The organism is Microbulbifer sp., assembly GCF_051659245.1.
Taxonomy (GTDB): domain Bacteria; phylum Pseudomonadota; class Gammaproteobacteria; order Pseudomonadales; family Cellvibrionaceae; genus Microbulbifer.
This window is the reverse complement of sequence record NZ_JBOFOC010000028.1, coordinates 15,857-37,304: the sequence shown is the minus strand read 5'-3', so window position 1 is coordinate 37,304 and position 21,448 is coordinate 15,857. Positions and strand designations below refer to the sequence as shown.

At 63.5% G+C, this 21,448-nt stretch carries 13 protein-coding genes; 4 read left to right on the top strand and 9 right to left on the bottom strand.

The genetic code is table 11. From position 1 onward, the window contains the following. Nucleotides 1-613: 613 nt before the first annotated feature. The 5 genes from asnS to ACRC0P_RS03325 form a co-directional block, all read right to left on the bottom strand. Nucleotides 614-2,014, bottom strand: a complete 1,401-nt coding sequence (gene asnS / locus ACRC0P_RS03345) for an asparagine--tRNA ligase (RefSeq protein ID WP_438628372.1) — start codon at nucleotides 2,012-2,014, stop codon at nucleotides 614-616. 118 nt (nucleotides 2,015-2,132) lie between these two features. Next, nucleotides 2,133-4,157, bottom strand: coding sequence for a CocE/NonD family hydrolase (locus ACRC0P_RS03340; protein ID WP_438628371.1), 2,025 nt, complete (start codon nucleotides 4,155-4,157; stop codon nucleotides 2,133-2,135). Nucleotides 4,158-4,160: 3 nt separating this feature from the next. Further along, the gene (locus ACRC0P_RS03335) at nucleotides 4,161-5,480 is read right to left on the bottom strand and encodes an ATP-grasp domain-containing protein (protein WP_438628370.1); all 1,320 of its coding nucleotides are present in this window, start codon (nucleotides 5,478-5,480) and stop codon (nucleotides 4,161-4,163) included. 189 nt (nucleotides 5,481-5,669) lie between these two features. Then, nucleotides 5,670-6,224, bottom strand: a complete 555-nt coding sequence (locus ACRC0P_RS03330) for a DUF934 domain-containing protein (RefSeq protein ID WP_438628369.1) — start codon at nucleotides 6,222-6,224, stop codon at nucleotides 5,670-5,672. Beyond that, complete coding sequence (locus tag ACRC0P_RS03325) at nucleotides 6,208-7,869, bottom strand: nitrite/sulfite reductase (RefSeq protein WP_438628368.1); 1,662 nt, start codon at nucleotides 7,867-7,869, stop codon at nucleotides 6,208-6,210. Before ACRC0P_RS03325 ends, ACRC0P_RS03330 begins: the two co-directional genes overlap by 17 nt. A 522-nt stretch (nucleotides 7,870-8,391) precedes the next feature. On the opposite strand from ACRC0P_RS03325, the gene ACRC0P_RS03320 reads away from it, so the two are divergent. The 3 genes from ACRC0P_RS03320 to ACRC0P_RS03310 are packed head-to-tail and all read left to right on the top strand — an operon-like array spanning nucleotide 8,392 to nucleotide 12,715. Beyond that, a complete protein-coding gene (locus ACRC0P_RS03320) occupies nucleotides 8,392-9,057 on the top strand; it encodes an ABC transporter ATP-binding protein (protein ID WP_438628367.1) in 666 nt (221 codons plus the stop codon). Further along, a complete protein-coding gene (locus tag ACRC0P_RS03315) occupies nucleotides 9,054-11,558 on the top strand; it encodes an ABC transporter permease (protein WP_438628366.1) in 2,505 nt (834 codons plus the stop codon). The genes ACRC0P_RS03320 and ACRC0P_RS03315 overlap by 4 nt, the downstream gene beginning before the upstream one ends. Beyond that, nucleotides 11,555-12,715: a lipocalin-like domain-containing protein gene (locus ACRC0P_RS03310; RefSeq protein ID WP_438628365.1), complete on the top strand. Its 1,161-nt coding sequence runs from the start codon at nucleotides 11,555-11,557 to the stop codon at nucleotides 12,713-12,715. The genes ACRC0P_RS03315 and ACRC0P_RS03310 overlap by 4 nt, the downstream gene beginning before the upstream one ends. A 255-nt stretch (nucleotides 12,716-12,970) precedes the next feature. On the opposite strand, the gene ACRC0P_RS03305 is transcribed toward ACRC0P_RS03310, so the two are convergent. The 4 genes from ACRC0P_RS03305 to ACRC0P_RS03290 form a co-directional block, all read right to left on the bottom strand. Next, nucleotides 12,971-13,207, bottom strand: coding sequence for a DUF2970 domain-containing protein (locus ACRC0P_RS03305; RefSeq protein WP_438628364.1), 237 nt, complete (start codon nucleotides 13,205-13,207; stop codon nucleotides 12,971-12,973). Nucleotides 13,208-13,299: 92 nt separating this feature from the next. Next, complete coding sequence (metH, locus tag ACRC0P_RS03300) at nucleotides 13,300-17,016, bottom strand: methionine synthase (protein WP_438628363.1); 3,717 nt, start codon at nucleotides 17,014-17,016, stop codon at nucleotides 13,300-13,302. 140 nt (nucleotides 17,017-17,156) lie between these two features. Next, entirely contained in the window at nucleotides 17,157-17,429 is a 273-nt protein-coding gene (locus ACRC0P_RS03295; RefSeq protein WP_438628362.1) for a HigA family addiction module antitoxin, read from the bottom strand. A 12-nt stretch (nucleotides 17,430-17,441) separates the two neighbouring features. After that, nucleotides 17,442-17,720 (bottom strand): type II toxin-antitoxin system RelE/ParE family toxin, encoded by a 279-nt coding sequence (locus ACRC0P_RS03290; protein WP_438628361.1) that lies wholly within the window; start codon nucleotides 17,718-17,720, stop codon nucleotides 17,442-17,444. Between the two features lie 71 nt (nucleotides 17,721-17,791). On the opposite strand from ACRC0P_RS03290, the gene ACRC0P_RS03285 reads away from it, so the two are divergent. Next, nucleotides 17,792-21,412: a hydantoinase B/oxoprolinase family protein gene (locus ACRC0P_RS03285; RefSeq protein WP_438628360.1), complete on the top strand. Its 3,621-nt coding sequence runs from the start codon at nucleotides 17,792-17,794 to the stop codon at nucleotides 21,410-21,412. The last annotated feature ends 36 nt before the right edge of the window (nucleotides 21,413-21,448 follow it).

The window sequence follows — 21,448 nt, the reverse complement described above, 5'->3', positions numbered from 1 at the left end:
ACCCCTCTCGTTTAGATACTCAGTCATGCGTAGATAGGTAAGAGACCAAGTGACAGCCAGCGACAGCAAAACCAACCCACCTAAGTTCCACTTCCCTAGTAAATTGTATGTAGTTTTGATTCGGTTCATATGGACATTTAACAGTTAATTAAAAAGACACCGCAATATACTTACCAGCTCTCTATCCACAGACCTCTCGGATATCTCTACAGGAGAAAAATCTTAAAAATCAATAAGTTCGACTAGGTTGGCGCCATTTTCTACGGATAGATGGTGCAATTTGGCTTTATATCTTTTCATTAAAGGTGCTTTTGATCATATTGGAAATCCCTTAAAAGTCAATGAGTTAGCGGGTATTTTCCGTAGATGGACGAAGCTGCTGCTGAATTCTGCTTGACGTGTGATGATGCAGGTAAATTCTGTATATAAAAACAGCAAATGGGCGCTTATCACGGACGACCTCGTTATCGATTGCCTCGAATTGGGTGCTAGAGGGGCAGCTTGATGAGCGGGGAGGGCGGGCCTGCGGCCCGCGGGCCGAGCTGGAGCTCGGCGTTCCCAGGGGGGCGCCTCTCCAAAGTGAAAGGGAAGGCCCCGCATTGCGGGGCTCCATTCAAAAGGCGATATTTTTTGGCGTGCGCGGAAACGGAATCACGTCGCGGATATTGCCCATGCCGGTGACGTAGGAAACGATGCGGTCGAAGCCGAGGCCGAAGCCGGCGTGGGGGACTGTGCCGTAGCGGCGCAGGTCCCGGTACCAGTCCAGGTGTTCCATGGGAATACCCATTTCGTCCATGCGCGCGTCGAGTTTTTCCAGGCGTTCTTCCCGTTGGGAGCCGCCGATAATTTCGCCGATACCGGGGGCCAGGACGTCCATGGCGGCGACGGTTTTGCCGTCGTCGTTCATGCGCATATAGAAGGCTTTGATGTCCTTCGGGTAGTTGAGGACGATCACCGGTTTTCTGAAATGCTTCTCGGCCAGGTAGCGTTCGTGTTCCGAGGCCAGGTCGACGCCCCAGGCGACCGGAAATTCGAATTTCTCGCCGCACTTTTCCAGGATTTCGATGGCCTCGGAGTAATCGATGCGCGCGAAGTCGTTCCCGATAATGTTTTCCAGCCGCGAGATGGCTTCCTTGTCGATGCGCTGGGCGAAGAAAGCCATATCGTCGGCGCGCTCTTCCAGTACCGCCTTGGATACGTATTTCAGCATCTCCTCGGAGAGGCTGGCGATATCCGCCAGGTCGGCGAAGGCGACTTCCGGTTCCACCATCCAGAATTCCGCCAGGTGACGGGTGGTGTTGGAATTTTCCGCGCGGAAGGTGGGGCCGAAGGTGTAGACCTTGGACAGCGCCAGGGCGTAGCTCTCCAGGTTGAGCTGGCCGGAAACGGTGAGGAAGCTCTCTTCGCCGAAGAAGTCCTGGGAGTAATCCACCTCGCCCTTGTCGGTCAGCGGCAGGTTGGTCTGGTCCAGGGTGCTCACCCGGAACATCTCGCCGGCGCCCTCGCAGTCGGAGGCGGTGATGATCGGGGTGTGTACGTAATTGAAGCCGCGCTCGTGGAGGAAGCGGTGGATCGCCTGGGCGATGCAGTTGCGCACCCGCGCCACGGCGCCGCTGACGTTGGTACGCGGGCGCAGGTGGGCGTGTTCGCGCAGGTGCTCCATGGTGTGGCGCTTGGGGGACATGGGGTAGGTGTCCGGGTCTTCCACCCAGCCGACCACGTGTACCGAGGTCGCCAGGATTTCGATAGATTGGCCCTTGCCTTCGGAGGGCTTGATGGTGCCCTCGATATCCACCGCGCAGCCGGTGGTCAGGCGCAACACCTCCGACTGGTAGTTGGCGATATGGGATTCGACCACCACCTGGATGGGATCGAAGCAGCTGCCGTCGTGCACGGCCAGAAAGGACAGGCCGGCCTTGGAGTCGCGGCGGGTTCTGATCCAGCCCTGCACCCGGGTGCTGCCGCCCTCGCGGTCGCTGGACTTCAATAGGGTATTTACAGACTCAACTTGCATGGATGTGCTCTTATCTACTATTCGATTGGGTGGGGGAGCGGGTCCCGCCTACTCAGTGAATTACGCGCGCATTATTGACGTTTTGGCGGAGGGAAATCCAGCCCCGGGGGAGGGGCGGTCAGAGGTGGTCCCGGGGGATTTGTCGGTGCCAGTTCTCGGCAAAGACCCGATTGTCGCCCTCCCAGGCGTCCAGTTCGGCGTGGATGTAGAAGTTGTTTGTATCCGCGGTGAGTAGGGTGCGGGTGGTGGTACGCACGGACCAGTTGCCGCGCCGGAAGATGCGTTCCGTGCGGGTTTCGCCTTTCAGTGACATAAAGTCGTCATCGCGATAGCTGTACCAGTTCCAGGTGCGGTTGGCGACTTCCATATCGATCTCCTCGATATACCTCAGGCCGTCGTCCTTGATCACTTCCAGTACCGATTCATCCAAGGCCAGGTCCCGGTGCACCAGCCAGTTGTGGTTGGGGGCTTCTATGAACTGGACATCCATCGGCCTGGCCCCCTCCGGCGGTTCAAAGCGGATCTCCTCATCCTCCGGGCGGGGGTCACGCTCCGGCAGTATCAGCCGGCTGCCGGCGGGGAAGACGCTGAGCCGCACCGGTTTGGGGGGCGGCCAGGCCAGGGCCCAGTAGGAGGTGGACAGGCTCAGGCGCAGCCGGTGGCCGGCGGGGAAGTTCTGGCCGATATAGTTCATTGAAACCCAGATTCGGTAACGCTTGCCCGGCGTCAGCGGTTCCGGCTCGGTGTGGCCGTTGCGGTGGGTCAGGTTGAACAGGCCATAGGTTACCCGGGTGGCTTTACCGTCCGGTGCCACGTCGGATAGCCGCGCGGCGACCATGGCTACCGGCTGGTTGCAGCTGAGCTCCAGTTGGACAGAGGGGGCCCCGAGAATCTCCACCTCTCTATCCAGCGGCGCGCTTTCGAGGACCAGGGCTCCGCCGTCTTCCTCACGCTGGTCGTGAGGCAGGTCCGGCGCGGAGGTATAGGAACACCACTTGCCGGCAAACAGCCCGACGCTCAGTGGTGACTGGATCTCCACCATTTCCTCCCGGGAGCGGGGCGATTCATTGCCCACCAGTATGCGGCCTGAGTCCAGTGGGTAGCTGACTTCGCGGATGTCCGGCGCCGGCCAGCGCCTTTCCCCCACCCAGCGGCCGGGCCGTTCGAGATATCGGGTGGTGGGGGGCACACTGTCCTGCATCCAGGCGCGCAGCATGGGCTCGTCCATGATCCCGGTGTCCATCCCTTTCAGCCAGTGGTCCCACCAGCGCAGGGTCTCCTGCAGGAAGCCGATCGCCGGACCCGGCACCCCCTGGTGTGGGTATTTGTGGCCCCAGGGGCCGATCAGTCCCTGGCGCGGTACTTTGAGATGTTCCAGCAGGCGGAAGATGGCGTTGGTATAGCCGTCGGTCCAGCCGCCCACCAGCATCACCGGGCAGCGGATGGCACCGTAGTGCTGGCTTACCGAGCCGTGCTCCCAGTAGCCATCCCGGTGTTGATGGCGCAGCCAGATATCCAGCCAAAGACCGCTGTGGCGCAGGCGCTGGAACCACATATCGCGCCAGTGCTCGCCCACCAGCGCCGGGTCCGGCGGGCAGGTGTTCACCGAGAACATGGTGGTGGCTTCGGACAGGTTGTCCGTCAGCAGGCAGCCGCCCATATAGTGCATGTTGTCCAGGTAGAGGTCGTCGGTGGAGCAGGCGGATACCACAGCCTTGAGCTGCGGCGGTGCCAGTGTGGCGACCTGCAGGGCGTTGAAGCCGCCCCAGGAGATACCCATCATCCCCACATTACCGTCGCACCAGGGCTGCTCCGCAAGCCAGCGGATTACCGCCACGCCGTCGTCCAGTTCCCGCTGCCGGTATTGGTCCTTGAGTACACCGCCGGACTCGCCGCTGCCGCGCAGGTCCACGCGTACACAGGCGTAGCCGTGCCCCGCCAGGTAGGGGTGCATGATGGAGTCCCGCAGCCGGGTCATATCCCGCTTGCGGTAGGGAATATATTCCAGGATCGCCGGCACCGGCCGCTGCATGGCTGTCTTCGGCAGCCAGATCCGCGCGGCCAGGCGGCAGCCGTCGGGCATGGGAATTTCCACATGTTCGCGCATTTCCACCGCGTGCGGGAATTCCTCCACCACTTTCATTTTCTAGTACCGGACATGATTGAACTGGAACGCCTCCGGCTCCCTGCCATCAGAGAATTCGAAGTGCAGCTTGCCGGCGAGCTGGCGATAGCTTTTGAGCAGCTCGCGTTGGTTCTTGGCTCCCAGAAAAATATTGGCGATTTCGTAGCTGTAGCTGTCCGGGTTGATTATTTCCGAGAGGTGCTGGCCCTGCTCGACGGTGATTTCTACCTTGCTGTCGGGCACTGCCGATTCGATTGCCTGAATTTCCTTCGCGCTGGGAACGCGCTTTACCCGTGCCTCGCCGTAGCGCCGCAGCATAAATTTCGCGGCGGAGCGGTACTTTCCGCGGCAGTTGCTGAGATCCGGTGTGCGGCCCAGTGCCAGGTCTACCGAAACCTGGTGGTTGGACACGCCGTGCACCTTGATAAACTGGTCACTGTGAGACTGGGAGATACGGGTGTTGATCTCCAGGACCTTGAATGTATTTTTCTGTTCGTCCCAGAAAAACTCGATTCCAAATGCCGAGTTGTCGAAGCCCAGGTGGCGCAGCAGTTTTTCACCGGCGGCACAGATTTTTTGCTGCGCTTGCCGGGGCCAGACTGAGGGATATTCGTAGCGGGTAAAGCTCTGGTTTTTGCTGTCTTTTACCGTGTCGACTATGCCGTGTACATGGTATTCCCCATCCAGCATCGAGCCTTCGATACCACATTGCTTGCCGGTGATGATTTCCTCGGCAATGCACCAGTTACCGTTGATCGGAGCTACTTCCGGCGGCACCGATATATGGGCGAGGGCCTGGTTGAAAGGATCGCCGAAGCGGTGAATTTCCTTGCGGATCATTTCAATTGCGCTGCGGAAGACCCGCTCGTTGTCGACGCGAAAACCCAGGTAGGAGGAGTGGGCCTTAATGGGCTTGAGCCAGAGCGGGTAGTTGATGGTCACCTGATCCAGGGGTTCCCGGGCGAACGGGTCGATGGCGCAGAAGCCCGGGGTCCAGTCCGGCAGTACCTTCCGCTGTTCCAGGCGGCTCCAATATTTGTGCTCGCATTTGAGTACCGCCTGCAGGGAAGCGGAGCGAAGCCCGAGTTTTTCGCTCAGGTGGGGCTGAAGAGCACTGGTGGGAAAATCCCAGTGGCCGAGGATGCCGGCAATGGGCTCGGGGAATTCGCGAAGCTGGCGCTCCGCTTTCTGTAGCAGCGCATCGTAGGGGTAATTTTCCGCGAGTACCACTTCTTCGAGTTCGAGCAGGGGGTGGAATCGATACGCCTCGGGGTGGTGGATACTTTCGAGGTAGGTCAGGCGTAACGGGTCCAGCCCGAGGACAAAGAAGTGCGTGGGCATACACTGCTCCAGCTGTGCGCGAGCCGCCTGCTGCGGTCAACAACAATGACTTATCAGCAGTTTAGCAGTGGAGAATGTCCACAGGGGGAGTGGGGGGATATTCTGAACTCGTCACCCCGATGCGGGCCGGGTCCGGCGATCGGAGCGCCGGAGCCGGCCGTGCCGGGTGACGGGAGAGCAGTCGCAGCTCTAAACGAGGCCGCGGCGGCGGAAGAGCGGTAGGGGCTGGTCTACGGCGGCCTGGTAGCTCTCGCTGAAGTCGTTCAGAGATTCCAGCAGGCCGGAGAGCGGCTGCTCGCCCTCATAGGCATAGGCGTTGAAACCGCAGCGGCGCAGATAGGTGAGCTGATCGCGCATAAAGCCACCTACGGCTCTCAATTCCCCCCGATAACCATAGCGTTGGCGCAGCAGGCGCGCGGTGGTGAAGCCGCGGCCATCGGCAAAGGCGGGGAAGTGCACCGCGATCAGCGGCAGCTCCCCGGCGTTCTCGCCGATCAGGTCCGCAGTTTCATCGCTGTTCAGCCAGACGCCGATCTCGGCTTTGCGCGGGGCCAGGGCGTCGCGCAGGGGCTGCCAGAGAGAGTAGGGCAGAATCACCTTGCCCGGAGCGAGGGATTCGGCTGTTATCCCGCTCTCCTCGTCGGTCTGCGGCAGCAGGCGCCACTCATTGGCCACTATCCGGTCGTCGAGAATCAGTTGCGCCGGGTTGGCGGGCTGGGGGCCTGAACTAGCTGGCTTTGGCATAGACTTTTTCCTTGAACGGTTGCAGGCCGATGCGGTTGTAAGTGTCGATAAAGGGTTCTTCCGGGCGGCGCTGTTCCAGGTAGATATCCAGGATCTTGCCGATTACCTCCGTCACCTCCGCGCGGGAGAAGCTGGGGCCGAGTACCTTGGCCAGGCTGGCGTTTTCGGAGGAGCTGCCGCCCAGTTGCACCTGGTAGAACTCCTCGCCCTTCTTGTCCACGCCGAGAATGCCGATATGGCCCACGTGATGGTGGCCGCAGGCGTTCATGCAGCCGGAGATATTCAGGTCCAGGTCGCCCAGGTCGTAGAGGTAGTCCAGGTCGTCGAACCTGCGCTGGATGGCCTCGGCCACGGGGATGGACTTGGCGTTGGCCAGGGAGCAGTAATCGCCGCCGGGGCAGCAGATCATATCGGTGAGGGTGCCGATATTGGGCGTGGCGAAACCCTGTTTGCGCGCCGCCTGCCAGAGCTCAAACAATCGATCCTGGGGGACGTCCGCCAGTACCACATTCTGTTCGTGGGTGACGCGCACCTCGCCGAAGCTGTATTCATCCGCCAGGTCGGCGATGGCCTCCAACTGGCGGTCGGTGACATCGCCGGGGGGCACCCCGGTGGGCTTGGTGGACAGGGTGATGGCGCGGTAGCCGGGCACCCGGTGCGGGAAGCTGTTGCGCTCCAGCCAGCGGGAGAAGGCCTTGTCACCCTCCGCCTGGGCCCGCAGGGCGGCGTCGCTGGCGGCGCCGTCGAAGGTTTTGTACTCCGGTGCGGTGAAAAAGGCCTTGGCCCAGGCCAGCGCGTCATCCGTGAGCTTGTCGGCGCCGTCCTTGATCTGCTCCCATTCCCGCTCCACGCGGCGGCCGAACTCCTCGGCGCCGAGGGCCTTCACCAGAATCTTGATGCGCGCCTTGTACTTGTTGTCGCGCCGGCCCAGTTGGTTGTAGACGCGCACTATGGCTTCCAGGTAGGAGAGGAGATCCTCCTCCGGCAGGAAGTCGCGAATCTGCTCGGCGATCACCGGTGTGCGGCCCTGGCCGCCGCCGACGAGGACCTGGAAGCCGATCTCGTCGCCGCGCCTGACGATCTGCACGCCGATATCGTGCACGCGGATCGCCGCGCGGTCGGCCTCGCTGCCGCTGACCGCGATCTTGAACTTGCGCGGCAGGAAGGCGAATTCCGGGTGGAAGGTGGACCACTGGCGGATCAGCTCGCAGTAGGGGCGCGGATCGGCGATTTCGTCCCGGGCGACGCCGGCAAAGGGGTCCGAGGTGGTGTTGCGGATGCAGTTGCCGCTGGTCTGTACCGCGTGCATCTCCACTTCCGCCAGTTCGGCGAGGATATCCGGGACATCCTCCAACTGCGGCCAGTTGAACTGCAGGTTCTGGCGGGTGGTGAAGTGGGCGTAGCCCTTGTCGAAGTCGCGGCTGATGCGCGCCAGCCGGCGCAACTGCGCGCTGTTCAGCAGGCCGTAGGGCACTGCGATACGCAGCATGGGAGCCAGCCGCTGGATGTAGAGGCCGTTCTGCAGGCGCAGGGGCAGAAACTGCTCCTCGCTCAGTTCACCGGCCAGGTAGCGTTCCGTCTGGCTGCGAAACTGTGCCACCCGCTCCTGGATAATGGTGTGGTCCCGCTCGTCGTATCGATACATAACAACTTGATTCCATTGCCTTTTAGCGCTTTATAGCCCGGACAGGAGCACACCCACAGGCATCTCCCGCGGCGCATAACATACCAGCGGGCTTATGCGAAAAATAACAATTTTTTTCGCTAGCTTAGTAACTAATAGTTATAAGTGCTTTCTATTGCCGGGATGGGCTCGCTTGCGCTGCCGGCGGGGATTTGCTCTACTTGAAGCGACCGCTCTGAAGCGGTCCGGCTACGGTCAAGAACAATAATTGGTATCGGAGTATTTCGATGAGTAAAGAAGTAGTTGTATCCAGTGAAAGCGATGATTTTGTCGATGCCATAGCGGCGGTGGCGCTGGTGGCTATCTTTGTCGCAACCTGCATTTTCTGGGTGGCTTCCCAGTAAACCCATCCCTTCCCTGTGCCCGGAGCTGAGCGGTGCCGGGCGGAGTTCTTCGATAACACCCCTAATGCCGAAAGTGTCCTTTCGGGTGGCACCTCTTTTGTAGGAACATGACCGGGCTCGATCGCCGCCAGGGAACGTCATGCTCGAACTTCGCCGTATCGGAAAGTCCTACCCCACACCACAAGGTCCCTTGCCGGTACTCCGGGGCGCCGATCTGCGCCTGGCCGCCGGCGAGAGCCTGGCTCTGATGGGCGAGTCGGGCAGTGGCAAGTCGACCCTGCTGCACCTGGCGGCGGGGCTCGATATTCCCGACGACGGCGAAGTGCGCCTCGATGACCAGCCGCTGTCGGCACTCGACGAGCCCGCGCGGGCTCGACTGCGCCGCGAGCGGCTCGGGCTGGTGTTCCAGCAGTACCACCTGGTGCCGAGCCTGACCGCAGCCGACAACCTGCGCCTGCAGGCTCGGCTGGCCGGGCGTGAGGATGCCGCCTGGAGCCGGGAGCTGATCGAGCGCCTGGGCCTTGCCGGAATGGCCGGGCGCTATCCGGAACAGCTCTCCGGCGGCCAGCAGCAGCGCTTGGCGATCGGCCGGGCCCTGGCGGCGCGCCCGGCGTTACTGCTCGCCGACGAACCCACCGGCAACCTCGACGAAAACAGCGCCGACGAGGTGCTGGCGCTGTTGCTGGAACTGGTCAGGGACAGAGGCTGCGCACTGCTGATGGTCACCCACAGCCCACGAGTGGCGGAACCCCTCGATCGCTGTCTGCGGCTCAGACACGGCCGGATCGAGGAGGCCTCGCCGTGAATGCCGCATCACCGCGAACCGCCTTTCTCACCCTGTTCTCGCACTATCGCCGCCATCCCGGCCAACTCGCCATGTTGCTGCTGGGGCTGTGGGTGGCCAGCGCGTTGTGGAGCGGCGTGCAGGCGATCAATGCCTCGGCCCGCGACAGCTACGCGCGAGCCGAAGCCCTGTTCAGCACCGGGCAGGACCGGCTCGAACGCCGCGATGGCCGCCCGCTCACCCCGGATGACTACCTGTCGCTGCGCCTGACTGGTGCCCCGGTGTCGCCACTGGTGGAGGGGGAACTCGAGCTCGCCGGGGGCAAACGCCTGCAGGTATTGGGCATCGATCCACTGACCCTGCCGGAAAGCAGTAGCTTCCGGAGCGCCGGTGGTATAGGGACACTGAAAGACTTCCTGCAGCCTCCCTACCGCACCCGCCTGGCCCCCGATACGCTGGCAGCGCTGACGGCGGAAGACGATGCGCTCCCGCCCCTGGCCGATGGTCGCGCGCTGCCGCCGCTGGAGCTGGCACCGGAGCTGCCGCCCGGCGTGGCGGTAATGGACATCGCCGCCGCCCTCGAACTGCTCGCACGCGACGGCCCGAGCCATCTGCTGGTGGCGTCGGATGCTCGTGTCGAACTGCCCGACTCGCTGGTGCGCAGCGCCGCTGCAAACCTGGTGCCGCCGGGCCAGTTGACCGACAGTTTCCACCTCAACCTGACCGCCATGGGTCTGCTGGCCCTGGTGGTGGGGCTGTTGATCGTGCACGCCGCGCTCAGCTTGACGCTCGAGCAACGCCTGGGGCTGATGCGCACCCTACGCGCCCTTGGGGTATCGGGCCGGGCGCTGGTCGGCCTGTTGCTGGGCGAATTGTTGCTGCTCGGGCTATTGGGCGCCGCGCTGGGTATTCTCAGTGGCGTGTGGCTGGCCCAGTGGCTGCTACCCGATGTCGCCGCCAGCCTGCAGGCTCTTTATGGCGAGCGCGTGGGCGGTGAACTGGCCCTTCCGTGGTACTACTGGCTGGGGGGACTGGCGGTGACCTTGGGCGGGCTCCTGACCGCCGGGCTCGGCACGCTGTGGCGGGCGGCCCAACTCAATGTGCTGGGCCTGGGTCACGCCCAGGCCTGGCGCGCCCGGTTCCTGCGCCAGCTGCGGGGCATGGCGCTCGCCGGCGGCCTGCTGTGGCTGGTCGCCCTGGGCCTGCTGGTATGGCTCGACCGCCAGCCGCCGGCTGAGGGGCTGACCCCGGGCTTCGTAATGGTCGCGGCGGGGCTGCTCGGCAGCGCACTGTGGCTGCCACCGCTGCTGGCCATGCTGTTGGTCGGCGCCGGCCGCCCGCTTCGCCGGCATCCGCTGGCCCAATGGGCGCTGGCCGACCTGCAATTGCAACTGCCACGGCTGTCGGTGGCAATGATGGCGCTGCTGCTGGCCCTGTCGGCCAACCTGGGTGTGGGCAGCATGGTCGGCGGCTTTCGCCTGACGTTTCTCGAATGGCTCGACCAGCGCCTGGTCGCCGATCTCTACCTGCGTCCGCCCCCCGCGCAGTACGAGGCCGCCATTGATTGGCTCGAATCCCGCGACGAGATCGAGACCCTGCTGCCCCGCGCAAGTACCGAGGCCACCCTGCTTGCCACCAAGGGTTCTCAGTATCAGTCCCAGCCGGTGAGCGTGTACGGCGTCACGCCCCATCCCGTGTTGACCGAAAGCTGGCCCCTGTTGGCGAGCCAGGAGGAGGATGCCGCGTCGGCATGGCGGGCCTTCGCCCGGGGCGCGGCGATGATCAACGAGCAGCTCGCCCTGGCCACCGGTCTGGCACCGGGACAACGGTTGCGCCTGTCGAGCCCCACCGGGCCGCTGGAACTGCCGATCGCCGCGGTCTATCCCGACTACGGCAACCCGCGCGGGGAGGTGATGCTGACCGCGGCCGCCCTCAGCGAACGCTTTCAGACCTCGCCCGACTCGATCGCTATCCTGCTCGCACGGGAGTCGCCGGAGGCGGCCGAAACACTGCGCCGCGATCTGAGCCGGGCTGCCCTGGGTATCGGTGGTGGCAGCCTGATCGACCAGCGCGAGATCCGGCGCCGCTCGACCGACATCTTCGAGCGTACCTTCGCCATCACCCGGGCCCTGAACACCCTGACACTCGGGGTCGCGGGGCTGGCTCTGCTGTCGAGCCTGCTGGCCCAGACCGGACAGCGCCGCGGCCAGCTCGCGCCCCTGTGGGCACTGGGAGTCTCGCGCGGGCCGCTGGCTGGTACGGGCGTCGCCCAACTCGGCGGCGCGGCCCTGGTCACCGCGCTGCTCGCCGTACCGGTAGGGCTGGCACTGTCCTGGTGCCTGGTTGCAGTGATCAACGTCGCGGCCTTCGGCTGGCGACTGCCGCTGCACATCTTCCCCGCACAGATCGCCGCCACCCTGGCATTGGCGTTGGGCGTGGCCCTTCTCGCCGCCGTGCTGCCGGCCTGGCGGCTGTGGCGCACATCGCCGCGCACTCTGCTGACGGAGTTCGAAGCCTTATGAGCCCGGCCGGACCCGCAAAACGTTTTCTCCCCTGGCTGGCGCTGGTGACGCTGCTGCTCGCGCTGCTGACCCTGCAACAGCGGGACACCGAACCGCCACCGCAAAGCTTTGCCGGGTTGGGGGAGGAGGCGGAAGGCTACGCCCAGGCACGCCCGGGAGCTACCTTGCGCTTCCCCAAAGATCACGGTGCCCATCCCGATTACCGCATCGAATGGTGGTACCTGACCGCCAATCTGGAAGACGCCGACGGCACGCCACTGGGTATCCAGTGGACACTGTTCCGCCAGGCGCTGTCCCCTCCCGATGATGGCGACGGGCGCAGCGACTCGCCCTGGGCCAGCCGCCAGCTATGGATGGCCCACGCCGCGCTGTCGACACCGGATGCGCATTTCGTCTCCGAGCGCTTCGCCCGCGGCATGACGCTGCCCGACCGGCGTGGGCAGGCCGGTGTTGAGCTCGAACCATTTGCCGCCTGGCTGGATCACTGGCGAATGGAAAGCCGCTCGACCGCCTCCGCCGGCGACACCCTGGATCTGCTGTGGATTACGGCGCAAGGCAGCGATGAAGGGCATGACTTCGGCTACCGGCTCGCGCTGAATGCCGAAGGTCCGCTGGTATTGCACGGCGAGGCAGGCTTCAGCCAGAAGTCCGCCGATGGTCAGGGCTCCTACTACTACAGCCAACCGTTTTACCGGGTCGAAGGGCAGGTGGAGATCGACGGCGAGACACGCGAAGTCAGCGGCCGGGCCTGGCTGGATCGCGAGTGGAGCAGTCAGCTGCTGGGTGCGGGGCAGCGGGGGTGGGACTGGTTCTCCCTGCACCTGGAAAGCGGTGCCAAGCTGATGGCTTTTCGCCTGCGTGGCGGTGGTGAGGAAGGCGGTGACTATGTCTCGGGAAGCTGGATCGATGCGGACGGACGACAGACCCCGCTTGCCGGCGACGACCTGCAATTAAAGCCTATGACATACAGCCCGGTGGCCGGGCGCCAGGTGCCCACCCGGTGGCGGTTGCGTCTTGCGTCCCGGGATCTGGACGTGACTGTAAGTGCACGCCATACGGATCGCTGGATGGATACGGCTTTCCCCTATTGGGAAGGCGACGTGGTGGTGGAGGGCAGCCACACGGGGGTCGGTTACCTGGAAATGACCGGCTATTGAGGCGGGCTTACATCCACAACCGACAACGCCGCCTTCGCACGGGAAGGCGGCGTTGTTGTGAACGGAAAGACTGATCGCGCCCATGGGCGGATGGCCGCCCCGCCGCTCCTACAAGGGCCCGTTTAAACTTTTTCGCGATGCTTCGCACGACAGTGCCTGTAGGAGCGGCGACCGCCAGGGATGGCGGAAATGCAGATTTTGCAGGAGCAAAAATCTGTCCATGGCCGCGATCGAGGTATGATTCTGGTAAGGAGGTCAGCCCATATTACCGAGCACGGTTTTCACCACCAGCACCAAGGCCAATACAAAGAGGGCAGTGAAAATAATACCCGCGGCAATATAGGTCTTGATACTGCCCCCCTTGAAATCCCGCTCCCGATTTTTACTGCTCTGCACGCCGAAGGCGGCGGCCAGGGTGCTGAGTACCACCTGGCCGAATGATGGGCGCTTTTCTTCCTGGCTGTCCTTTTTCTTATCCTTTTTCTTTTCCATTTCCACCACCTGCTACGTAGGGTGCGCCGTGCGCACCATTGACCGAGAGGTGCGCACGGCGCACCCTACTGAGAGTCCCGAGTCCCGAGATTTCAATCTTCGAGATTTGGCCGCAGCCAGCGCTCCAGCTCATTTTCCGGCATACCCTTGCGCTCGGCGAGGCTCTTGAGCTGGTCGCGGCCTATCTTGCCCACGTTGAAGTACTTGGCCTGCGGGTGGGCGAAGTACCAGCCGCTCACCGAGGCGGCGGGGAGCATGGCGAAGTGTTCGGTGAGGCGGACCCCGGCATTTTCCTCGGCATCCAGCAGGCGGAACAGGGTGGCCTTTTCCGAGTGGTCCGGGCAGGCGGGATAGCCGGGAGCGGGGCGGATGCCGGTGTACGCCTCTTTGATCAGCTCCTCGTTGCTCAGATGCTCGTCCGGCGCGTAGCCCCAGTATTCCCTGCGCACCTGTTTGTGCAGGTACTCGGCGAGGGATTCTGCCAGCCGGTCCGCCAGCGCCTTGACCATAATCGCACTGTAGTCGTCGTGGGCCGCTTCGTACTTTGCAGCCAATTCGTCGGCGCCGATGCCGGTGGTGACCGCGAAGCCGCCGACATAGTCCGCCACGCCAGAGCCGTCAGCCCTAAAAGAGTCTTCCGGGGCGACAAAATCGGCCAGCGAGCGGCACAGGCCGTCGCCGCCGCGCTTCTGCACCTGCTGGCGCATCTGGTGCAGGCGGGCCAGTTCTTCGGTGCGGCTTTCATCCTTGTAGACGATGATGTCGTCGCCGTCGCTGTTGGCCGGCCAGAGGCCGAACACCGCGCGGGCGCGCAGCAGTTTCTTGTCGATAATTTCCTGCAGCATCGACTGGGCGCTCTTGAAAAGGTCCGTGGCCGCTTCGCCCACCACTTCGTCGTTGAGGATCGCCGGGTATTTACCGGCCAGGTCCCAGGAGATAAAAAAGGGCGTCCAGTCGATGGTATCGACCAGTTTTTCCAGCGGGAAGTCGTCGATTACCGTCACGCCGGGTTTTTGCGGTACCGCCGGAGTGTAGCTCTGCCAATCGAACTGCGGCGCTGCCTGCAGGGCCTCTTCATAGCTCAAGCGCTTGTCGTTGCGCTTGCGATTGGCGGTGCGGTGTCGGACCTTTTCGTATTCTTCCTGGATATTCTTAACGAAAGCGGGGCGCAGTTCGTCGGAGATCAGGCTGCTGGCCACGCCCACCGCGCGGGAGGCATCGGCCACATACACCGTCTGGTTGCGCTTGAACTGGGGATCGATTTTTACCGCGGTGTGCGCCTTGGAGGTGGTGGCGCCGCCGATCAGCAGCGGAATGTCGAAACCCTGGCGCTCCATCTCCGCCGCCACATGCACCATCTCGTCCAGCGACGGCGTGATCAGGCCGGACAGGCCGATGATATCGCACCGCTTTTCCTTTGCGGTCTGCAAAATGGTTTCGCAGGGCACCATTACGCCCAGGTCGATTACTTCGTAGTTGTTACAGGCCAGCACCACGCCGACGATATTCTTGCCGATATCGTGCACGTCGCCCTTGACCGTGGCCATCAGGATGCGGCCGTTGGGTTTGCTGTCCGCGGTCTTCTCCGCCTCGATATAGGGCTGCAGGTAGGCCACCGCCTGTTTCATTACCCGCGCGGATTTCACCACCTGGGGCAGGAACATCTTGCCCTCGCCGAACAGGTCGCCCACTACGTTCATGCCGTCCATCAGCGGACCTTCGATCACATCCAGCGGGCGGGTAGCGGCGGCGCGGGCGGCCTCGGTATCTTCCACGATATAGTTGTTGATACCCTTGACCAGCGCATGTTCCAGGCGCTTGTTCACCGGCAGTTCGCGCCAGCTCAGATCTTCTTTGCGCGTCTGTGCCGCGCCGTCGCCGCGATACTTTTCCGCGATATCCAGCAGCGCCTCTGTGGCTTCCGGGCTGCGGTTGAGGATCACATCCTCGACTTTTTCCCGCAGTTCTTGCGGCAGGTCGTCGTACACCGCCAACTGGCCGGCGTTGACGATACCCATATTCAAACCGGCCTTGATGGCGTGGAACAGGAATACCGAGTGGATCGCCTCGCGCACCGGGTTGTTGCCGCGGAAGGAAAAGGACACATTGGACACGCCGCCGGAAACGCTTGCTCCGGGCAGGTTCTCGCGGATCCACCGGGTGGCTTCGATAAAGTCCACCGCGTAGTTGTTGTGCTCCTCGATACCGGTGGCCACGGCGAAGATATTCGGGTCGAACACAATATCCGTGGGCGCGAAGCCGACCTTGTCGACGAGAATGTCGTAGCTGCGTTTGCAGATTTCCGTCTTGCGCTCGAAGGTATCCGCCTGGCCGCTTTCGTCGAAGGCCATGACCACCACCGCGGCGCCGTAGCGCAGGCACTGGCGGGCTTTCTTTACAAAATCCTCTTCGCCTTCCTTGAGGCTGATGGAGTTGACGATGGGCTTGCCCTGGATGCACTGCAGCCCCGCCTCGATCACCTCCCATTTGGAGGAGTCCACCATAAAGGGCGCTTTGGCGATATCCGGCTCGGTGGCCGCAAGATTGAGGAAGCGGCGCATGGCGGCGACGGAGTCGAGCATCGCCTCGTCCATATTGAAGTCGATCACCTGCGCGCCGTCCTCCACCTGGGCGGCGGCCACCTGCAGCGCGGTGTCGTAGTCCTCATCCAGGATCAGGCGTTTGAAGCGGGCGGAGCCGGTGACGTTGCAGCGCTCGCCCACGTTCACGAACAGGGCGTTCTCGTCGGCGACGAAGGGCTCCAGGCCGGACAGGCGCAGGGCCGGTTTGATCTTCGGCAGCGCCCGCGGCGGAATATCGGCCACCGCGTCGGCAATTGCGCGGATATGCTCTGGAGTGGTACCGCAGCAGCCGCCGAGAATGTTCAGAAAGCCGCTGCGCGCGAATTCGGCGACGATACCGGCGGTTTCCTCCGGGGTCTCGTCGTACTCGCCGAATTCGTTCGGCAGGCCCGCGTTCGGGTGCGCGGAAACGTTCTCGGCGCAGACGCCGGACAGCGCTTCCACATAGGGGCGCAGCTCGGTGGCGCCCAGGGCACAGTTGAGGCCGACGCTGAGCGGCTTCGCGTGCGCGATGGAGTAGTAGAAGGCCTCAGTGGTCTGCCCGGACAGGGTGCGCCCGGAGGCGTCGGTGATGGTGCCGGAGATCATGATCGGCAGCTCAAAACCCAACTCCTCGAACAGCTGATGCAGGGCGTAGATGGCCGCTTTGGCATTCAGGGTATCGAAAATAGTCTCGATCAGGATGATGTCCGAGCCGCCTTCGATCAGGTTGCGTGCCGCCTCGACATAGTTGGTCACCAGCTCGTCGAAGGTGACATTGCGCGCACCCGGGTCGTTGACGTCCGGGGAGATGCTGGCGGTGCGCGAAGTGGGACCTATCACCCCGGCCACCCAGCGGGGCTTGTCCGGCGTGGACACCGCGTCGGCGGCCCGCCGCGCCACCTCCGCGGCAACACGGTTCAGTTCCGGGACCAGATCCTCCAAGTCGTAGTCCGACTGGGACAGCCGGGTGGCGTTGAAGGTGTTGGTCTCGATAATATCGGCACCGGCCTCGAGATAGTCCCGGTGCAGCTTTTCGATCAGCTCCGGCTGGGTCAGGGCCAGCAGGTCATTGTTGCCCTTGAGGTCGCTGTGGTGGTCGGCGAAGCGGCTGCCGCGGTAGTCCTCTTCCGCCAGCTTCTCCCGCTGAATCATGGTGCCCATGGCGCCATCCAGGATCAGGATGCGCTCTGCCAGCGCGGCGTGAAGCTGGTCGAGGCGGTGGCGGCGGCGGGACTGCTGGGGCATTTAAACTTCCTTCGCGGGGCTACAGGGGCGGCAATCTTATCATAATCGGGACCCGGGACCCGGGAGCGCGGGAGTGCTCGCCGCCGGCTCCGCAAACGGGCCGCAGGCCCGCCTTTGCGGGCGCAACTGGGGCGGGACGGTCAGGCTGCGCGACCTCGGCGCAGCCGAAACAAATCGTAATTTGCCTGCATGGCCAGCCAGTGTTCAGCGCTTCCGGCTCCAATGGACTCCAGAGCCAGGGCCATTTCCGGGGTGATTGAAGCGGTGCCGGCAATTACCCGGTTCAGGGTACTGCGATGGCAGTTCAGTTTGTTGGCAACGGACTGGACACTGTCGATCCTGTTGCCGTCTTCATCCCTGATCAGTGCTATCGCCAGCAATTCGCCCGGATGGCAGGGGTTGTGCATCGGCATAAATCGGCCTCTCTAGTGATAATCGTCGTAATCCAGCAGGTATACATGGCCGTTTTCAAATTTGAAAAACAACCGCCAGTTTCCGCTAACCTTAATCGCCCATTGGCCAGCTTTATCGCCTTTAAGCGGGTGCAGGTCCCAATTCTTCAGGGTGATATCGTCCAGCGATACGATAGCATCCAGTTTGGTCAGCCTGAGACGCAACCGTTGTGCATGGTCGGAGCGGATTCCGCCGGTGTTTCCGGTTTCGTAGAATTTGCGCAGGCCTTTGTGTTTGATGCTTTTGATCATGCGTTCCCTCGGCGATACCGAAAAGTGTATCGTTGCGCGCGACACGCGTCAATTTGGAGCGGCGATCTGATATGAACCAACCAGACGGAAGCAGCCAGTGGGACTTCTGGGTCGACCGCGGCGGCACCTTCACCGATATCGTCGCGCGACGCCAGGACGGCCGGCTGGTCAGCCATAAGCTGCTCTCCGAGAACCCGGAGCAGTACGAGGACGCGGCCCTGGCCGGCATCCGCGCTTTGCTGAAAGTGGAGCCGGAGGCGCCGATCCCGGCGGAGCGGATACGCTCGGTGAAGATGGGCACCACCGTGGCCACCAACGCGCTGCTGGAGCGCAAGGGGGACCCCCTGGTTCTGGTGACCACCCGCGGTTTCCGCGACGCCCTGCGTATCGGCTACCAGGCCCGCCCCCGGCTGTTCGACCTGCATATCCGGCTGCCGGAGATGCTCTACACCGAAGTCCTGGAAGTGGACGAGCGGGTCACCGCCAGTGGCGAGGTCTTGCAGGCACCGGATGAGGAAAGGGTGCGTCGCGACCTGCAGGCGGCCTTCGACCGGGGCATCCGCGGCCTCGCCATCCTGCTGATGCACAGCTACCGCTATCCGGACCACGAGCGGCGCATCGCCGCCATCGCCCGCGAAATCGGCTTTATCCAGGTTTCCGTCAGCAGCGAGGTCAGCCCGCTGATCAAGCTGGTGGGCCGCGGTGATACCACCGTGGTGGACGCCTATCTGTCGCCGGTGCTGCGCCGCTATGTGGACCGGGTCGATCGGGCCCTGGGGGATACGCGCCTGCTGTTTATGCAGTCCAACGGTGGCCTTGCCGATGCGCATTTCTTCCAAGGCAAGGACGCGATTCTCTCCGGCCCCGCCGGAGGGGTAGTGGGCGCGGCGAATACCGCGGAGCAGGCGGGTTTTTCGCAGGTAATCGGCTTCGATATGGGGGGTACCTCCACCGATGTGTGCCACTACCGCGGCGACTACGAGCGCACCCTGGAATCCGAAGTGGCCGGGGTGCGCATGCGCGCGCCCATGATGCTGATCCACACGGTGGCCGCCGGCGGCGGCTCGATTCTGCACTTCGACGGCGCCCGCTACCGGGTGGGCCCGGATTCCGCCGGCGCAGATCCCGGCCCCGCCTGCTACCGCCGCGGCGGACCGCTGACGGTGACCGACTGCAATGTGATGCTGGGCAAGCTGCAGCCGGAATTCTTTCCCCATGTGTTCGGTCCCGGCGCCGATCAGCCCATCGACGGCGCGATCGTGCGCGAGAAATTCACCGCACTGGCGGAGGAAATCCGGCGCGCCACTGGCGATACGCGCACACCGGAGCAGGTGGCGGAAGGTTTTCTCGCCATCGCGGTGGAGAATATGGCCAGCGCGATCAAGCAGATCTCCGTGCAGCGCGGCTACGACGTCTCCGGTTATCTGCTCAACTGCTTCGGCGGCGCCGGCGGCCAGCACGCCTGCCTGGTGGCGGACGCACTTGGCATTGAGCAGGTGCTGCTGCACCCGCTGGCCGGGGTGCTCTCTGCCTACGGTATCGGCCTCGCCGATCTGCGCCTGACCCGGGAGCGCAGCCTGGAGCGGGAATATTCCCCTGAGTCGGAAGCGGAGCTGAACCGGCTTTTGCAAAAACTCGCGGACGAGGGCAGGGCGGAGATGCTGGCCCAGCAGGTGCCGGAAGAGCAGATCCACTGCCTGTACAAACTGCACCTGAAATACGCCGGCACCGACACCGCGCTGGAAGTGGCCATGGGCGGGCGCGAGCAGGTGATTACCGAATTCGAGGCAGCCTACCGCCAGCGTTTCGGTTTTCTCGCCGAGGGCAAGCCGCTGATCGTGGAGGCGGTGCAAGTGGAAGTGGTCGGCAGTTCCGGCAATCCGAACGAGAAGCCGGAAAGCGGAGGCGGAACACCGCGCCGCGGAGTGCCGCCCAGCGCCGAGGCCCGGGTGACCATGGGGGGAGAGAGCCGCACCGCGCCGATCTACCGCCGGGAGGAGCTGCGCGAGGGCGAGGCGGTGTCCGGCCCGGCGATTATCAGCGAGGCCAACAGCACCATCGTCGTTGAGCCCGGCTGGCGCGCCAGTGTAAAAGCCACAGGATTGCTGTTGGAGCGGGTCGAGGAACTGCCCCGGCAGCGGGCTATCGGCACCGATGTCGATCCGGTAATGCTGGAGATTTTCAACAACCTGTTTATGTCCATCGCCGAACAGATGGGCACAGTGCTGGAAAAGACCGCCTCCTCGGTGAATATCAAGGAGCGCAGGGACTTCTCCTGCGCGCTCTTCGACCGCGACGGTGAGCTGATCGCCAACGCCCCCCATATGCCGGTGCACCTGGGCTCCATGAGCGAGAGTATCAAGACGGTGATCCGCGAGCGCGCGGACACCATGCGCGCCGGCGACGCCTACGTGCTGAACGCGCCCTACAACGGCGGCACCCACCTGCCGGATATCACCGTGATCAAACCGGTTTTTCAAGGGGAGGGCGAGGGAGATGAACTACTGTTCTACGTCGCCACCCGCGGCCACCACGCGGACGTGGGCGGCATCACCCCCGGCTCCATGCCGCCGTTCAGCCGCAATGTCGAGGAAGAGGGCATACTGCTGGACAATCTGAAACTGGTGGACGGCGGCAGATTCTGCGAAGACAGCATTCGCAAAAAACTGGCCGGCGGCAAATGGCCCGCGCGCAATATCGACCAGAATATCGCCGACCTGCATGCGCAACTGGCCGCCTGCGAAAAGGGCGTGCACGAACTGGCGCGCATGGTGGAGCATTTCAGCCTGCCGGTGGTGCAGGCCTATATGAAACACGTGCAGGACAACGCCGAGGAATCCGTGCGCCGGGCCCTGGATGCGCTGCACGACGGCGACTTCCGCTACGAGATGGACGATGGCAGCGAGGTCCGGGTGGCGGTCACCGTCGACAAGTCCGCGCGCCGCGCGCGCATCGATTTTACCGGCACCAGCCCCCAGCACCCCGGCAACTACAACGCGCCGGCGGCGGTGACCAAGGCGGCGGTGCTCTACGTGTTCCGCTGCCTGGTGCGGGACGATATCCCGCTCAACGGCGGCTGCCTTAAGCCGCTGGATATCGTCGTCCCCGAGGGCTGTATGCTGAATCCGCAGTACCCGGCGGCGGTGGTCGCGGGCAATGTGGAGACTTCCCAGTACGTGGTGGACGCGCTCTTCGGCGCGCTGGGGACCATCGCCGCGGCCCAGGGCACCATGAACAATTTCACCTTCGGCAACGAGCGCTACCAGTACTACGAAACCCTCTGCGGCGGCTCCGGCGCGGGGCCGGATTTCGATGGTACCGATGCAGTACACACCCATATGACCAACTCCCGACTCACCGACCCGGAGGTACTGGAATGGCGTTTCCCGGTATTGCTTGAGGAATTCAGTATCCGCCGCGGCTCCGGTGGTACCGGGCGCCACCGGGGCGGCGACGGCGCCCGCAGGCGCCTTCGCTTCCTGGAGCCCATGTCCGCCTCCATTCTCGCCTCCCATCGCCGCCTTCCGCCGTTTGGGCTGGACGGCGGTGAAGCCGCGGCGCTGGGGCGCAACCGGGTGGAAAGGGCGGATGGTTCCAAAGAAGAACTGGGCGGTTGTGCCGAGGTGCAGATGGAGGCGGGGGATGTCTTTGCCATCGAAACTCCCGGCGGGGGCGGCTATGGCGAATTTTGATGATAACGAAGCCGAGTAGGGGAGAACCCTGTCTCC

Excerpts from the sequence above, each read along its gene's own strand:
- asnS (WP_438628372.1), bottom strand. The coding sequence starts at position 2,014 with ATGCAAGTTGAGTCTGTAAATACCCTATTGAAGTCCAGCGACCGCGAG.
- ACRC0P_RS03340 (WP_438628371.1), bottom strand. The coding sequence starts at position 4,157 with ATGAAAGTGGTGGAGGAATTCCCGCACGCGGTGGAAATGCGCGAACAT.
- ACRC0P_RS03335 (WP_438628370.1), bottom strand. The coding sequence starts at position 5,480 with ATGCCCACGCACTTCTTTGTCCTCGGGCTGGACCCGTTACGCCTGACC.
- ACRC0P_RS03330 (WP_438628369.1), bottom strand. The coding sequence starts at position 6,224 with ATGCCAAAGCCAGCTAGTTCAGGCCCCCAGCCCGCCAACCCGGCGCAA.
- ACRC0P_RS03325 (WP_438628368.1), bottom strand. The coding sequence starts at position 7,869 with ATGTATCGATACGACGAGCGGGACCACACCATTATCCAGGAGCGGGTG.
- ACRC0P_RS03320 (WP_438628367.1), top strand. The coding sequence starts at position 8,392 with ATGCTCGAACTTCGCCGTATCGGAAAGTCCTACCCCACACCACAAGGT.
- ACRC0P_RS03310 (WP_438628365.1), top strand. The coding sequence starts at position 11,555 with ATGAGCCCGGCCGGACCCGCAAAACGTTTTCTCCCCTGGCTGGCGCTG.
- ACRC0P_RS03305 (WP_438628364.1), bottom strand. The coding sequence starts at position 13,207 with ATGGAAAAGAAAAAGGATAAGAAAAAGGACAGCCAGGAAGAAAAGCGC.
- metH (WP_438628363.1), bottom strand. The coding sequence starts at position 17,016 with ATGCCCCAGCAGTCCCGCCGCCGCCACCGCCTCGACCAGCTTCACGCC.
- ACRC0P_RS03295 (WP_438628362.1), bottom strand. The coding sequence starts at position 17,429 with ATGCCGATGCACAACCCCTGCCATCCGGGCGAATTGCTGGCGATAGCA.
- ACRC0P_RS03290 (WP_438628361.1), bottom strand. The coding sequence starts at position 17,720 with ATGATCAAAAGCATCAAACACAAAGGCCTGCGCAAATTCTACGAAACC.
- ACRC0P_RS03285 (WP_438628360.1), top strand. The coding sequence starts at position 17,792 with ATGAACCAACCAGACGGAAGCAGCCAGTGGGACTTCTGGGTCGACCGC.